The following is a 13,438-nucleotide window of genomic DNA, read 5'->3' on the forward strand; positions in this document are numbered from 1 at the left end:
GAAACAAGTTTAACCTTAAAAAGGAACAGCAATTACACTTTGATCAACTGTAAATAACTTGTCTCTTGTTTCTTATCTCTTGCCTCTGCAGTTTTATTCTGTTTTCACCTTAATGTAAAAGCCAGCCATATCAACCTCAAAGTTATCTTTGGTAACGCCCGGGAGATTCACGGTGGTAAACGTGGTGGTAGGTTTAATAAACTGGTACTCCCCGCCTTTAACGCGTACTTTAACCGGCATATTAAAGTTAGGAACATCGGCGGTCCATTTGGTCATGGCTTTACCGTTCTCAAATTTCACATCAAGCACCGGGATTTTAGTGTAGCGCAGGTACTGGTCAAAAACAGGGGTTAGTTTCATGCCCGATTCTTTGTTAATATAATCCACCACTTGTTGGGTGGTAACGGTTTTGTGGTAAAAGGTTTTGTTGAGGCCACGCAAAATGCCGCGCCATTTGGCATCATCATTAATTAGGGTACGCACGGTATTTAGCAAGTTAGCACCCTTTGGATACATGTCTCCCGAACCTTCCTTGTTTACATTATAAGGGCCAATGATGGGTATATCGTTCTGAATAATGCGGCGCAGACCTTGTAAGTATTCCCGGGCAGCTGGTTTACCGTAAAATGCTTCAATAAATAACGATTCGGAGTAATTGGTAAAGCTTTCGTGAATCCACATATCGGCAATGTCTTTACTGGTGATGTTGTTGCCGAACCACTCGTGCCCGCTTTCATGCACAATAATAAAGTCCCAGTTTAAACCACGGCCCGTGCCCGATAGATCTCGGCCCAGGTATCCGTTACGGTATTTATTACCATAGGCTACCGCGCTCTGATGTTCCATACCCAGGTGTGGGGTTTCTACCAATTTGTAACCATCCTCATACCAGGGGTAGGGGCCAAACCAGTTTTCAAAAGCTTGAAGCATACGTTTTACATCGCGGCCAAACTGTGCTTTGGCTTTTTCAGCATTGTATGGCAACACCCAGTAATCGAGTGTTAACTTACCCTTTTCGCCATCGTAAGTATCTGCAAAGTGAGTGTAATCGCCTATGTTGGCGGCTACGTCGTAATTGTTAATGGGGTTAGCCACAAACCAATCGAACTTAGTGTAGCCATCCGGCATTTCAGTGGTTTTGCGCAGGCGGCCGTTCGATACGTCTTTCAAACCCTTGGTTACGCTAATGCTGATGAGCATGCTATCCACCTCATCACTCTGATGATCTTTGGTAGGCCACCAAATACTGGCACCTGCACCCTGGCAGGCCGTAGCTAACCAGGGTTTGCCCAACGAATCGGTTGTAAATACCACGCCACCATCCCAGGGGGCACGTTTGGCCACGGTAGGTTTGCCGCCATAAAATACGGTAAATTCATCTTTACTGCCTTTGGTTATAGCCTTAGGAAAGGTAACGAACACGGCATTGGCCTCGCGGGTAAAAGTAAGGTCTTTGCCTTTATACACCACTTTGTTTACGGCTAGGTTCTCATACAAATCGAACTGTAGCTTGGTAAAATTTTGCGTAGCCGTAAACTTAAACAGGTTGCTGCCACTGATCGACTTGTTATCAATATCGAACTTCACATCCAGGTGGTAGTAATTAATATCGTAACAGGTACGCAGCGGGGTAAGCATGCCGCGCAGGGTATCGGCACGGGTGTAGGTCTCTTTTTTTTGCATGAGCTGGGCTGATGTGTTGAGAGATAATAATGCAAACAGAACTGCCCAAGTAAGTTTTTTAAACATATATTTATATAATTACGCTGTGTTTATGAACACGAGCACAAGTTACAAAATTATGTTTGCGTTAGCGATAGGAGCGGATACCGGCCCGTGGCTAAGGCCCGTGCAGTATGAGCGGAAAGCGCGGGCCAAAGGCAACGCCCCAATGATTTAAGAGATTCAAGGTAACTAATTACCTTTATATAAATAATGTGATGCTTGATTCAGCCTGTTAGCGCTGATTAATCCCGATATCCAACCTAATCTTTACTAAAATATTACCCGTTTTATAGCAGGTAATAGTACCTTTGGGCACCAATAAAAATACACTACTGATATGCAATATGATGTAATCGTTATAGGTTCGGGTCCTGGTGGCTATGTGGCTGCCATACGTTGTGCCCAACTGGGTTTAAAAACTGCCTGTATTGAAAAGTACAGCACATTTGGCGGTACCTGCTTAAACGTAGGCTGTATCCCGTCGAAAGCCCTGCTCGATTCGAGCGAGCATTATTTCAACGCAGCGCATACATTTAAAACACACGGAATTAACCTGGATAATCTTTCGATAGACTTTAGCCAGATGATTAACCGCAAAAATGAAGTGGTGGCACAAACCACCGGCGGTATCAGCTTCTTGTTTAAAAAGAACAAAATTACCTCGTACCAGGGTATGGGGTCGTTTAAAGATAAAAACACCATTGTTATTAAAAAGGAAGATGGTACCGAAGAAACCATTACCGGCAAAAACGTAATTATTGCCACAGGTTCAAAACCATCGAGCCTTCCGTTTTTACCTGTCGATAAAAAACGCATCATTACCTCAACAGAGGCGCTTAAACTGCCCGAAGTTCCTAAACACCTGGTGTTAATTGGCGGCGGTGTTATTGGCCTGGAGTTAGGTTCGGTATATGCCCGTTTAGGTGCCAAGGTATCGGTGATAGAGTTTATGGATTCTATTATACCTACAATGGATAAAAGCCTGGGTAAGGAATTACAAAAGGTATTGCAAAAACAGGGAATGGAGTTTTACCTGGGACACAAAGTAACCGGTGCAACCGTAGCCGGCGAAGAGGTAACCGTAACTTTTGATACCCCAAAAGGCGAAAAGAAAGAATTAAAAGGCGATTACTGCCTGGTAGCCGTAGGTAGGGTAGCATATACCGAAGCCTTAGGCTTAGAAAATATTGGTATTACTGTGGAAGAACGCGGCAGAAAAATTACGGTAGACGAGCACCTGGAAACCAGCGTTAAAGGTGTTTATGCCATTGGCGATGTAATACGTGGCGCTATGCTGGCTCACAAGGCCGAAGATGAAGGTACGTTTGTAGCCGAATTAATAGCCGGACAAAAACCGCACATTAATTATAACCTGATACCGGGTGTGGTTTATACCTGGCCAGAAGTGGCCAGCGTTGGCCAAACCGAAGAGCAGCTGAAAGAAAAAGGTGTTAAATACAAATCAGGATCGTTCCCGTTTAAAGCCAGTGGCCGCGCGCGCGCCAGTATGGATATTGACGGTTTTGTAAAAGTACTGGCCGATGCCACAACCGACGAAATTTTAGGCATGCACATGATTGGTCCGCGTGCGGCCGATATGATTGCCGAGGGTGTGGTTGCCATGGAGTTCCGTGCCAGTGCCGAGGATGTAACCCGTATGAGCCACGCTCACCCTACTTATACCGAAGCCATCCGCGAAGCTTGTTTAGCTGCTACCGAGAATAGGGCGATTCATATTTAATAATTGGTTACTGAGTTACTCAGTTAATTAATATAGAAAGTTGCAAGGTCGTTGATCTTGCAACTTTTTTGGTTTAGTACCTTTAAATCACTTTGTCATCTCGAACGTTAGTAAGAGATCATGTTGAAGTAACATTGTATTGCGTTTTGAAGTTGGGTTAGTGCTAATTAACTTCCTTCGTCTCCTCTTGGCCGGAGAGGCCAGTTCTTTTGTCATAGCCACAAAAGAACCAAAAAGGCCTATTGATGGCAATCCCTGCCTTTGCACACAAGGCCAGCTCCCGGCCGGGTGCCATCAATGCCCACGCTTCTTTTAACAGTAGCGGTTGCTTTCCCCGCCGCCGCTCGGCTCCAGCCGAGTGGCAACTATTATTCGGCCTCCGGCCGACGTAGGTTTGGAAAACAAGTTTTCGGCTATAGTTTCAGATTTACAAAAATTCTGTAAATTATTTAATTCAGCAAATTCCGGTCCAGGCAAGCTAAAAAAAGCGCATCCATAGCGCCCGGCCGGGAGTATAGCTTGTGTGAGGGCAGGGATCGCTATAGATAGGCCTTTTTGTTACTTTTGTGGCTATGACAAAAGTAATGGGCCTCTCGCGGTCAAGAGCAGACGAAGTAAGTGTATCTGCACAAAGCCAAAGTTCAAACGCACTGTCCTAAAATGAAGCACTTAGCACAAAATCATTCAAACTTTGTTGATATTTGATACAATGAATGTATTAATAAGCATCACTATTCTTTTACTTACCATCGCTACCATGGAAGCTTTTTCCTGGTTTATACATAAATACCTGTTTCATGGGCCGCTATGGTTTATCCACAAAACCCATCACCAGGAACGGCACGGCTGGTTGGAGCTGAATGATGTGTTTAGTTTGGGGTTTGCAGCTTTATCGATGTGGCTGATGTGGCAGGGACATGCAACGCTGAATTACGGCTTTTGGATAGGCGTGGGAATCAGCGTGTATGGTTTCATTTACTTTATTTTTCACGATTGGTTTATCCACAACCGTTTCAAATCGTTTAAAACCACCAATAAGTATTTGCTCAGCATCCGCAGGGCGCATAAGATTCATCATAAGTCCACGGAGAAAAATCCATCGGAAGAGTTTGGATTGCTGGTAGCGAGTAAGAAGTATTTTAAGCGGTAGAAACTGTTTGTTTTACCAATTAGTTACTCAAGCAATATCGAAATATCACCTATCAATAATTAATAAATTTCCAGTACGCCTGAATAACTATCCTCAATAAAACTAATAAGAGTTGTTTGCAATTGAACTAAACGTTGCGCAATTCCCTGTGTGGTCACATTACCCATTCTTAACCAAATAATTTTGGGCGGATAGCTATTGAGATTGTGCAATTCCACAAAAATCTTCATCAAAAGTTAAGATGGTATAATTATTTGTTTTAGCGTATTGCCAAATAGTGGTGTTAGTAATTTTGCTTGTACTTATTATTTCGTTAGCTGGAAGTATATCCCATTGGGGTAAAGATCGCTTTAATCGCCATGAAATATTTTCATCAATAAGCAGTCGCATTTTAGCTGACTTTTAATTTTCTTTCTTTATTGGCAGCATAAGCTAAGCATGCCAGTATATGTTCATCAGCCAGTTGCGGAAAATCTTCTAAAATTTCCTGATGCGACTGACCAGCCGCAAGCCATCCCAAAATATCGTATACGGTTATACGTGTACCTTTAATAACCGGCCGCCTAAAACGTATTTCGGGGTCTATTTCAATAAAGGCTGTAAAATCTACCTGCTGTGCCATATTCAAATATACATATATGTATAGGTAAAATAAAATTCCGAAATTTGCACTCCACTATCAGAACTGAATATCCCCATGCTACAGATCGAAGAAAACGTTTCACTTAAAAATTTTAACACGTTTGGTATTGAGGCCAAAGCCCGGTACTTTGTAGAGATTAGCAGGGAAGAAGAACTGGCCGAACTGTTTATAGACCCGCAATGGCATAAAACTGAACGGTTAATTTTAGGCGGCGGCAGCAACCTGTTATTGGTGACAGATTTTAGCGGATTGGTGATCCGCATGAACATTCGCGGTATTGAGCATCGCATTAACCACGATACCGTATTTGTGGAAGCTGGTGCCGGCGAGGTATGGAATGACCTGGTGAACTACTGTGTGGACCATAATTTTGCCGGCATGGAAAACCTGAGTCTAATTCCGGGTTCGGTAGGAGCATCGCCTATACAAAATATTGGCGCTTATGGTGTAGAACTGAAAGATGTATTTGAAAGTTGCCACGCGTTTGAAATAGCAACCGGGCAAATTAAGATCTTTAATAAAGACGGTTGCAAGTTTGGTTACCGCGAAAGTGTTTTTAAATCGGCTTTAAAGGGGCAGTATATTATTACCTCGGTTAAATTCAGGCTATCGGCCAGGCCTAAGTTGAATTTAAGCTACGGGGCCATTGAGCAGGAGTTAAACAGTCGTGGCATTAGTGCGCCTACTATTAAAGATGTATCACAAGTGGTATCGGCCATTAGGGTATCTAAACTGCCCGATCCGTCTACCATTGGTAATTCAGGGAGCTTTTTTAAAAACCCGGTGATTGCAGCTGCGCAATTTGAAGGTATTGTTAAAGATTATCTGGCTATTTCAAACTATCCGGCGGGAGAAGGGTTTATTAAATTAGCAGCAGGCTGGTTAATTGAACAATGTGGCTGGAAAGGTAAAACCGTAGGCCGCACAGGTACCTGGAAAAACCAGGCATTAGTACTGGTAAACCATGGCGGGGCCACCGGACAGGAAATTTATGACCTGTCGTCGCAAATCATAGACAGTGTGTACACTAAATTTGGTGTAACACTCGAGCGGGAAGTGAATATTATCAGGTAATACCTACACTTTAGCTGTATAATCCAAAAATGTGAACAATACGTAGGGTATTGTATTCAAACCTCACGACACTATTTATATTTTTATAGTTAATTTATTATCTTAATGTTTAATCAATATTAAATTACTGAACTACAGAATATTAACAAGTGCTATTTTGTTTTAAAAAACAGTGTTTTTATACCGATTGGCAATCGGTTATAGTGATAATTGTCATTAAAGTTTCAGGTTTGGCACAAAACGGTATCATGTTTGCCAAGGTATCAATACAAAACTTTAACTGATAACAGAATGACAAAGATTGAGTTTAACACCATGGTATTGCGCCAAGCCAGTTCACTACGTTCATACGCACTGCACTTCACTCATGACGCAGACGATGCTAACGACCTTGTTCAGGATACAATGTTGAAGGCTATAACTTACTACAACAAGTTTAAAGAAGGCACCAACTTAAAAGGATGGTTATATACCATCATGAAAAACACTTTTATTAATAACTACCGTCGCTTTGTGAAAATGAGTACGTTCGTTACTAAATCAGAAGAAATTTCTTCAGCTAACTTAGTATTCAGTTCAACTAAAAATCAGGGCGAATCTAAATTTATAATGGACGATATCCGCCGTGCTTTAGACCGCTTACCCGAAGATTATTACGTACCCTTCACCATGTACTTCGAGGGTCATAAATATCACGAAATTGCCGATCACTTGACTATCCCAATCGGTACGGTTAAAACACGCATCCACGTAGCACGCAAGTTGCTGAAGAAAAACCTGAAAGCTTATGATAATGGGGTTAAAAAACCAATGTTTGCCGAAGAAGAATAATTTGTTTAATTAAACTCAATAGATATAAAAACGGGTTCTGATGATTTCAGAATCCGTTTTTTTTGGTTATCCGTCTATAAATTTAAAATGCTGTTAATTCGAACGATAGTGAGAAAACTTGTTTGAACAGATATATAACTCACTTTGCAATTGAACAAGATTTCTCACTACCGTTTGCAATGACAATGTTGGATAATTAAGTTAGATAAGCATTTTAATTATTTACTTTGTACCCAAATTATGGGCACACTAACACTAATAATCCAGATCGTAGCCATTACAACTGGTGTATTAGCTATTGGCCTGTTAACAAAAGCCAACCTGGTGATCATGAAATTCAGGCAACTCTCCACCTGGGGCCTGCTCGAACTATGGACAGGCAGCATTAACACCCGTCAGCTTATCATTATGGACGGCAAGAATAACAAGGTGGTAGAAAAGGAAGTGGTGAAGGCTATAGTGCTTTATAAACGCGCCCGACTGATCGGTTACCTATGCTTAGGACTAAATGTGATAGCCTTACTATTGCACGCCTAATAGCGTTTAAGAATTATTTCTTAATAACTCCCATCTAAAAACTTCCTCCAAAGGCGTTACCCTGCGGGTCAGGCTTTCCGCTTATACTGCACGAGCCTTAGCCACGGGCCGGTATCCGCTGCAATCCTTAACGCAAAAAAAGTTGATTGCTTAGTGTTTGATTTGTTAAGTAGTTACAATTTTATAAAGCAAGCCACTCGGCATTTTCAGCGTTTCACCCATCACACAAAAATCTGCATAAAATGAAGAAAAATCTAACTTTATGTAATTATTTGAACTTTTATGAATTTTTTCGAACCTGTTTTCGAAGCAGTTTAATAGCCTCTTGAGCCGCTACCTGCCCCGATATTAACGCCGGTGGAACCCCTGGTCCGGGCACGGTTAATTGGCCGGTATATAGCATATTATCTATTTTTTTGGCCCGCATAGCCGGCTTAAAAAATGCCGTTTGCGAGAGGGTATTGGCCAGTCCATAAGCATTTCCTTTAAAGGAGTGATAATCGGCCTTAAAATCGTTCATGGCATAGCTACGTTTCAGCACAATATGGTCGCGGATGGGCTCACCGGTAACGCTTTCAAAGCGGTCGAGCATGATGTTAAAATACTTTTCGCGCAGGGCTTCGTCATCATGTAAACCCGGTGCCAGCGGCATTAAAAAGAAGAGGTTTTCGCAACCCTCGGGCGCAACACTATCGTCTGATTTTGAGGTACATGATACGTAAAATAAAGGCTTGGTTGGCCAGGCAGGCTCGGTATAAATTTCTTTGGCATGCAACTCAAAATCCTCATCAAAAAAGAGGTTATGATGCTCAATGTTATTCACCCGCTTATTCACCCCCACATAATACAACAAACTTGATGGTGACATGGTGCGGGTGTCCCAATATTTTGGGGTATAGTTCTGATGGTCCTCGTCAATCAAATGCTGGTCAACATGCTCATAATCAGCACCGGCAATAATGAAATCAGCTTTAAAAACTCCTTTATTAGTTTGGATATCTGTAACCGTTTTGTTTTGGATATTTATCTTAGTCGCTTCGGTATTCAGTTGAACATCAACCCCATAACCTTCAGCTACCTGTACCATGGCCTTAACAATTTGGTGCATACCACCCTGCGGATACCAGGTGCCTAATACCAGGTCGGCATAATTCATCATACTGTACATAGCCGGCGTGTTTTGCGGCGTAGCTCCTAAGAATAAAACCGGGAATTCCAGCAGCTTAATCAGCTTAGGGTTTTTAAAATACTGCCTTACATGCTTGCTCATGCTGGTGAGCAATTGTATGCCCAAACTTTTTTTGAGCAAGTTCAAACTCATATACTCTGTAACCGAGTGTGAAGGCTTAAACACATATTCGCGCATGCCCACGCGGTATTTATATTCGGCCTGATCCAAAAACTCCTGTAATCCTTTGCTGCTGCCGGGCTCAATTTGTTCAAATAGGGCTTTGAGTGCGTTTAAATTGGCAGGAACATCCAGCGTGTCGTTTTTACCATAATACACCCGGTAGCCGGGATCTAAACGGGTTAGGTTATAAAAATCAGCCGCTTGTTTCCCAAACAGTGCAAAGTAGTTTTCAAATACATCGGGCATCCAGTACCAGCTCGGGCCCATATCAAAGGTGAAGCCATCCTTTTCCCAAATGCGGGCACGGCCGCCGGGCTGGTCGTTTTTTTCGAGAACAGTAACCTGATAGCCTGCTTTAGCCAATACCGTTGCGGCTGCCAAACCGGCAAAGCCTGCCCCAATAATAATAACCTGTTGTTTATCCATGCGGTGTTTACGACGGCAAATTAAGTAAATGTTTGGCAGGTTCACTAAACAATAATGGTCTTTTATGTGTACTTTTGGTATAAAATTGCACTAACCGATGAATTTATTTGATGAAACCTGCTTTGAATGCAGTAAAGTGATCACCACTAAATACAGCACTTCATTCAGTAAAGGTATCATGGCGTTCGATAAGCGTTTTCGCTACCCCATATATGCCATTTACGGTTTTGTACGCTACGCCGATGAAATTGTAGATACCTTTCACGACTTTGATAAACAGGCACTTATAACAGATTTCAGCGCGCAAACCTTTGTGGCTATTCGTAAGGGGATCAGTTTAAACCCGGTATTGCAATCCTTCCAGCAGGTTGTAAATCATTATAAAATTGAAGACGAGTTAATAGAGGCCTTTTTGCATTCCATGGAGATGGACCTGGATAAAACGGCTTACGACAAAGCGGGATACGAAAAATATATTTATGGTTCGGCCGAAGTAGTAGGCCTCATGTGCCTGCGGGTATTTTGCGAGAACAGTGAAAAATTGTACCAGCAATTGGTACCTATGGCCCGTAGCCTGGGTGCAGCCTTTCAAAAGATCAACTTTTTGCGGGATGTGAAATCGGACTTTGAAGAACGCGGACGTACCTATTTTCCATCTATTGACTTTAATAGATTTAGTGAACAGGATAAGCAGGACATTGAAGCCGATATAGGGAAAGATTTTGACGATGCCTTTCAGGGTATTAAACTATTACCACGCGGCACACGTTTAGGTGTTTACATTGCATACATCTATTATCGTCAGTTATTTAAAAAAATTAGCAAAACCCCGGCTAATGTGATCATGCAAAAACGCATCCGGGTTTCCGATACTCGAAAAATGGCCTTATATTTCAAAGCTATTTTGCATCAAAAGTTAAAAGTGATTTAATGAAGTTAAGTTCCTTTATATTAGTATTGTTCTGCCTCCTGACAGGATTTGTAAATTATGTAAAAGCCGATATACCGGGACCTAAAGTACTACGCAAGCAGTTATTGATAGCACTCGAAAAGCGAAGCTTGACCGATTCTTTATACACCGCCCTTACTGCTGCACAAAACAAATCACCTATTAATGTTTGCTATTTAGGTGTAGTGCTAGCACTGAAAGCCAAGCATGCCTGGAACCCTTATTATAAAGTAAAATACTTAAACGATGCCGAAAATACGCTGCAAGTAGCCGTAAACCGTGAACCTGATAATATGGAGATTAGATTTATGCGATTTTCGATAGAGCACAATGTTCCTGGTTTTTTAGGGTATAACAAGCATTTGGTAACCGACCGTGAAGAGATGATTAAGCAGTTGGATAGAAAGCACTATACCACGGCCGATCATGAAGTAGTATTAACTATTATCAAATTTCTGCTTGATTCCAAACGCTGCACGGCCCAGGAAAACGAGAAACTTCACAAACAGTTAGCCACTTTAAAGTGAAATACACCTACCTGCTCATCAATTTTTTAACCATAGTGTTTCCGGTTATGCTCTCGTTCGATAAGCGGGTGGCTTTTTATAAAAGCTGGAAGTTTATTTGGCCTGGTTTGCTCATTACAGGGATTATGTTCTTGTTTTGGGATGTACTGTTTACCATAAAAGGCGTATGGTCATTTAATCCTACTTATATTACCGGCATCAAATTTTTTGAGCTTCCGCTCGAAGAGATCCTGTTTTTTTTAACGGTACCTTTCTCCTGTATTTTTATTTACGCCTGCTTAAACTACTATGTAAACTGGCATATACCGCACCGGGTAAACGAGTGGATTTCTAACTTGATTATTATCCTGAGTTTATTAATGCTCGCGATGTACCACAACAGGATATATACGCTGGTTACTTTTGGCTTGCTGCTGGCACTTATTTTAATATTACAATACGGTTTTAAAGCACAATGGCTTAACCGCTTTTATATGGCTTACGCGGTATCGCTATTACCGTTTTATATTGTGAATGGCATTTTAACGAGCATCCCTGTAGTTTTGTATAACAATGCCGAAAACATAGGCAAACGAATAGGAACCATACCCCTGGAAGATCATTTTTACTCGATGGCCCTATTAGTGATGAACGTGGGCTTTTTCGAATACTTTAGAAACAAACATAAAACTGCGAATTTATGAATGGTTTACCATCCTATACCCGTTCACAATTGGCTTTACGCAACGGGCAGGATAAACCCGAAATTTGGGTAGCCTATTTTGGAATTATTTATGACGTGACCGATAGCCGTTTATGGGTAAATGGCAAGCATTATGAACATTGGGCAGGGCAGGACTTAACCGAAGAAATATCGGAAGCGCCTCACACCGAAGATGTTTTTGAGCGCTTTAGTGCGGTTGGATTATTGAAATAAGCAAAAGCGCCTTTGCAAACCCAAATGCAAAGGCGCTTTTACGCAAAGCTTAAAGTTCTATTTCGAACTGGGCCAAACTAATGAATTGCTGTACGCGCTCAGAAACTTCGTCCTGACTTAAATTTCTGATTTTTTCGGTACCAAACCTTTCTACACAAAAAGAGGCCAGTGCCGAACCAAAGATGATTGCGTTTTTCATATTATTAAAGTTAACCGTACCTACTTTGGCCAGGTAGCCAATAAAGCCGCCTGCAAAGGTATCACCAGCACCTGTTGGATCAAAAACCTCGGCCAATGGCAATGCAGGTGCCGAAAACACTTTATCCTCGTGGAACAGTAACGCACCATGTTCTCCTTTTTTAATGATCAGGTATTTGGGACCCATACCTAAAATTTTACGCGCCGCCTTCACCAAAGAATACTCGCCACTTAACTGACGTGCTTCCTCATCATTAATGGTTACTACATCCACCAGCTTAATGGTTTCCAGCAGATCGTTCATAGCGATATCCATCCAGAAGTTCATAGTGTCCATTACAATGAGCTTAGGGCGGTTTTTAAGGCGTTCAATTACCGTTTGCTGTACTTGTGGTGTTAAATTGCCCAGCATCAGGTATTCGCAGTCCTGGTAGCTCTCAGGAATAATAGGGTCAAAATTGGCTAATACGTTTAGTTCGGTTGCCAATGTATCGCGGCTATTCATATCATTATGATAGCGTCCGCTCCAAAAAAAAGATTTTTCGCCTTGCTTAATCTGTAAGCCTTCGGTATTAATATGATGCTGGTTAAAGTCGGCAATTTCACTTTGAGGGAAGTCGTCGCCCACTACAGCTACTATTTTAACGTTGTTATAAAAGTACGAAGCGGCCAAACTTGCGTATGTTGCAGCCCCTCCAACAATTTTATCGGTTTTACCAAAGGGTGTTTCAATAGCGTCAAATGCCACAGTACCAATCACTAATAAACTCATGCGAAATTATTTAAAAATATTTTGCTGCAAATATTGTGAAATTAAGCGATAAATTATACTTTTGCACCACTCCAAAACGGAAAACACTCCTGAGTAGCTCAGCTGGTTAGAGCATCTGACTGTTAATCAGAGGGTCGCTGGTTCGAGCCCAGCCTCAGGAGCCTCAAAATCAATGATTTAACCCCACTCTGGCGAGTGGGGTTTTTTTATTTGCAGGGAATTTGCAGAAAAAGCGACAAAACAATAATCACCACTTTCTTTTTGTGAAAACTCGTTTTCACGCCGATAACACCCCCTCTTTGTTTAAAAAGCTCATCGACGTAATAGCTTTTTGGTTAGTTTTTATAACTCTCGAGCATTTTGCCTAACGACGTTTTAAACCTAGTAAACTCCACATTGTCAAGCAAATCGTCCGAAAGATTAGTCACAAACTGTTGTTCGGTAATGCCTCTCTTTTCTAAATCCTTTTTCAATCAGAAATAAAACTTCTTATCTGGGTTCTCTGGAATTATTGGATATTTAACAGCATGCTCCTGTAACAGCGTATTCAAAGAATTTATGGTAAAGTATTTATCATTTAGAAATTTTTTAATCTTAT

Annotated in this window: 16 protein-coding genes and 1 tRNA gene; 10 read left to right on the forward strand and 7 right to left on the reverse strand. The window is 41.6% G+C overall.

Annotated elements, in window-relative coordinates; all coding sequences use genetic code 11:
• Positions 1-93: 93 nt before the first annotated feature.
• Positions 94-1,683: a M1 family metallopeptidase gene (locus ACFQ3S_RS11240; RefSeq protein ID WP_377164377.1), complete on the reverse strand. Its 1,590-nt coding sequence runs from the start codon at positions 1,681-1,683 to the stop codon at positions 94-96.
• A gap of 379 nt (positions 1,684-2,062) precedes the next feature.
• On the opposite strand from ACFQ3S_RS11240, the gene lpdA reads away from it, so the two are divergent.
• Together lpdA and ACFQ3S_RS11250 are read left to right on the forward strand one after the other, a co-directional pair.
• The gene (lpdA, locus tag ACFQ3S_RS11245) at positions 2,063-3,466 is read left to right on the forward strand and encodes a dihydrolipoyl dehydrogenase (RefSeq protein WP_377164379.1); all 1,404 of its coding nucleotides are present in this window, start codon (positions 2,063-2,065) and stop codon (positions 3,464-3,466) included.
• A 709-nt stretch (positions 3,467-4,175) separates the two neighbouring features.
• Positions 4,176-4,616, forward strand: a complete 441-nt coding sequence (locus ACFQ3S_RS11250) for a sterol desaturase family protein (RefSeq protein WP_377164381.1) — start codon at positions 4,176-4,178, stop codon at positions 4,614-4,616.
• A gap of 59 nt (positions 4,617-4,675) precedes the next feature.
• Here the strand turns inward: ACFQ3S_RS11250 and ACFQ3S_RS11255 are convergent, their stop codons facing one another.
• Genes ACFQ3S_RS11255 through ACFQ3S_RS11265 form a run of 3 tightly spaced genes read right to left on the reverse strand, consistent with a single transcriptional unit; the run spans position 4,676 to position 5,238 of the window.
• Positions 4,676-4,846 (reverse strand): DUF5615 family PIN-like protein, encoded by a 171-nt coding sequence (locus ACFQ3S_RS11255; protein WP_377164383.1) that lies wholly within the window; start codon positions 4,844-4,846, stop codon positions 4,676-4,678.
• Entirely contained in the window at positions 4,812-5,006 is a 195-nt protein-coding gene (locus ACFQ3S_RS11260) for a DUF5615 family PIN-like protein (RefSeq protein ID WP_377164385.1), read from the reverse strand. Before ACFQ3S_RS11260 ends, ACFQ3S_RS11255 begins: the two co-directional genes overlap by 35 nt.
• A gap of 1 nt (position 5,007) precedes the next feature.
• Positions 5,008-5,238, reverse strand: a complete 231-nt coding sequence (locus ACFQ3S_RS11265) for a DUF433 domain-containing protein (RefSeq protein ID WP_377164387.1) — start codon at positions 5,236-5,238, stop codon at positions 5,008-5,010.
• A gap of 75 nt (positions 5,239-5,313) precedes the next feature.
• Here ACFQ3S_RS11265 and murB point away from each other — a divergent pair, with 75 nt between their 5' ends.
• The 3 genes from murB (at position 5,314) to ACFQ3S_RS11280 (ending at position 7,701) form a co-directional block, all read left to right on the forward strand.
• Complete coding sequence (gene murB, locus ACFQ3S_RS11270) at positions 5,314-6,333, forward strand: UDP-N-acetylmuramate dehydrogenase (RefSeq protein ID WP_377164389.1); 1,020 nt, start codon at positions 5,314-5,316, stop codon at positions 6,331-6,333.
• 291 nt (positions 6,334-6,624) lie between these two features.
• Positions 6,625-7,164 (forward strand): RNA polymerase sigma factor, encoded by a 540-nt coding sequence (locus tag ACFQ3S_RS11275; RefSeq protein WP_377164391.1) that lies wholly within the window; start codon positions 6,625-6,627, stop codon positions 7,162-7,164.
• A gap of 240 nt (positions 7,165-7,404) precedes the next feature.
• Positions 7,405-7,701 carry a hypothetical protein gene (locus ACFQ3S_RS11280; protein WP_377164393.1) on the forward strand — a complete coding sequence of 99 codons (297 nt, stop codon included), beginning with the start codon at positions 7,405-7,407 and terminating at the stop codon, positions 7,699-7,701.
• A 280-nt stretch (positions 7,702-7,981) separates the two neighbouring features.
• Here ACFQ3S_RS11280 and ACFQ3S_RS11285 read toward each other — a convergent pair whose 3' ends face one another.
• Positions 7,982-9,478, reverse strand: a complete 1,497-nt coding sequence (locus ACFQ3S_RS11285) for a phytoene desaturase family protein (RefSeq protein ID WP_377164395.1) — start codon at positions 9,476-9,478, stop codon at positions 7,982-7,984.
• A 97-nt stretch (positions 9,479-9,575) separates the two neighbouring features.
• Here ACFQ3S_RS11285 and ACFQ3S_RS11290 point away from each other — a divergent pair, with 97 nt between their 5' ends.
• The 4 genes from ACFQ3S_RS11290 to ACFQ3S_RS11305 are packed head-to-tail and all read left to right on the forward strand — an operon-like array spanning position 9,576 to position 11,870.
• The gene (locus ACFQ3S_RS11290; RefSeq protein ID WP_377164397.1) at positions 9,576-10,409 is read left to right on the forward strand and encodes a phytoene/squalene synthase family protein; all 834 of its coding nucleotides are present in this window, start codon (positions 9,576-9,578) and stop codon (positions 10,407-10,409) included.
• The gene (locus ACFQ3S_RS11295; RefSeq protein ID WP_377164399.1) at positions 10,409-10,954 is read left to right on the forward strand and encodes a hypothetical protein; all 546 of its coding nucleotides are present in this window, start codon (positions 10,409-10,411) and stop codon (positions 10,952-10,954) included. Before ACFQ3S_RS11290 ends, ACFQ3S_RS11295 begins: the two co-directional genes overlap by 1 nt.
• Positions 10,951-11,637, forward strand: coding sequence for a lycopene cyclase domain-containing protein (locus tag ACFQ3S_RS11300; RefSeq protein ID WP_377164401.1), 687 nt, complete (start codon positions 10,951-10,953; stop codon positions 11,635-11,637). The genes ACFQ3S_RS11295 and ACFQ3S_RS11300 overlap by 4 nt, the downstream gene beginning before the upstream one ends.
• Positions 11,634-11,870, forward strand: coding sequence for a cytochrome b5 domain-containing protein (locus ACFQ3S_RS11305; protein ID WP_377164403.1), 237 nt, complete (start codon positions 11,634-11,636; stop codon positions 11,868-11,870). The genes ACFQ3S_RS11300 and ACFQ3S_RS11305 overlap by 4 nt, the downstream gene beginning before the upstream one ends.
• A gap of 49 nt (positions 11,871-11,919) precedes the next feature.
• Here the strand turns inward: ACFQ3S_RS11305 and ACFQ3S_RS11310 are convergent, their stop codons facing one another.
• Positions 11,920-12,840, reverse strand: coding sequence for a PfkB family carbohydrate kinase (locus ACFQ3S_RS11310; RefSeq protein WP_377164405.1), 921 nt, complete (start codon positions 12,838-12,840; stop codon positions 11,920-11,922).
• 87 nt (positions 12,841-12,927) lie between these two features.
• On the opposite strand from ACFQ3S_RS11310, the gene ACFQ3S_RS11315 reads away from it, so the two are divergent.
• Positions 12,928-13,001: transfer RNA gene (locus tag ACFQ3S_RS11315), tRNA-Asn, on the forward strand.
• A gap of 174 nt (positions 13,002-13,175) precedes the next feature.
• On the opposite strand, the gene ACFQ3S_RS11320 is transcribed toward ACFQ3S_RS11315, so the two are convergent.
• Complete coding sequence (locus ACFQ3S_RS11320; protein ID WP_377164407.1) at positions 13,176-13,313, reverse strand: hypothetical protein; 138 nt, start codon at positions 13,311-13,313, stop codon at positions 13,176-13,178.
• Positions 13,314-13,438: the final 125 nt, after the last annotated feature.

Origin of the sequence: Mucilaginibacter terrae (assembly GCF_042679325.1) — a bacterium.
Lineage (GTDB): Bacteria > Bacteroidota > Bacteroidia > Sphingobacteriales > Sphingobacteriaceae > Mucilaginibacter > Mucilaginibacter terrae.

Bases quoted from the DNA above. Each gene is read 5' to 3' on its own strand.
- ACFQ3S_RS11275 (WP_377164391.1), top strand. From the start codon at position 6,625: ATGACAAAGATTGAGTTTAACACCATGGTATTGCGCCAAGCCAGTTCA.
- ACFQ3S_RS11305 (WP_377164403.1), top strand. From the start codon at position 11,634: ATGAATGGTTTACCATCCTATACCCGTTCACAATTGGCTTTACGCAAC.
- ACFQ3S_RS11265 (WP_377164387.1), bottom strand. From the start codon at position 5,238: ATGGCACAGCAGGTAGATTTTACAGCCTTTATTGAAATAGACCCCGAA.
- ACFQ3S_RS11310 (WP_377164405.1), bottom strand. From the start codon at position 12,840: ATGAGTTTATTAGTGATTGGTACTGTGGCATTTGACGCTATTGAAACA.
- ACFQ3S_RS11260 (WP_377164385.1), bottom strand. From the start codon at position 5,006: ATGCGACTGCTTATTGATGAAAATATTTCATGGCGATTAAAGCGATCT.
- ACFQ3S_RS11250 (WP_377164381.1), top strand. From the start codon at position 4,176: ATGAATGTATTAATAAGCATCACTATTCTTTTACTTACCATCGCTACC.
- ACFQ3S_RS11240 (WP_377164377.1), bottom strand. From the start codon at position 1,683: ATGCAAAAAAAAGAGACCTACACCCGTGCCGATACCCTGCGCGGCATG.
- ACFQ3S_RS11290 (WP_377164397.1), top strand. From the start codon at position 9,576: ATGAATTTATTTGATGAAACCTGCTTTGAATGCAGTAAAGTGATCACC.
- murB (WP_377164389.1), top strand. From the start codon at position 5,314: ATGCTACAGATCGAAGAAAACGTTTCACTTAAAAATTTTAACACGTTT.
- ACFQ3S_RS11285 (WP_377164395.1), bottom strand. From the start codon at position 9,478: ATGGATAAACAACAGGTTATTATTATTGGGGCAGGCTTTGCCGGTTTG.
- lpdA (WP_377164379.1), top strand. From the start codon at position 2,063: ATGCAATATGATGTAATCGTTATAGGTTCGGGTCCTGGTGGCTATGTG.
- ACFQ3S_RS11280 (WP_377164393.1), top strand. From the start codon at position 7,405: ATGGGCACACTAACACTAATAATCCAGATCGTAGCCATTACAACTGGT.
- ACFQ3S_RS11255 (WP_377164383.1), bottom strand. From the start codon at position 4,846: ATGAAGATTTTTGTGGAATTGCACAATCTCAATAGCTATCCGCCCAAA.
- ACFQ3S_RS11295 (WP_377164399.1), top strand. From the start codon at position 10,409: ATGAAGTTAAGTTCCTTTATATTAGTATTGTTCTGCCTCCTGACAGGA.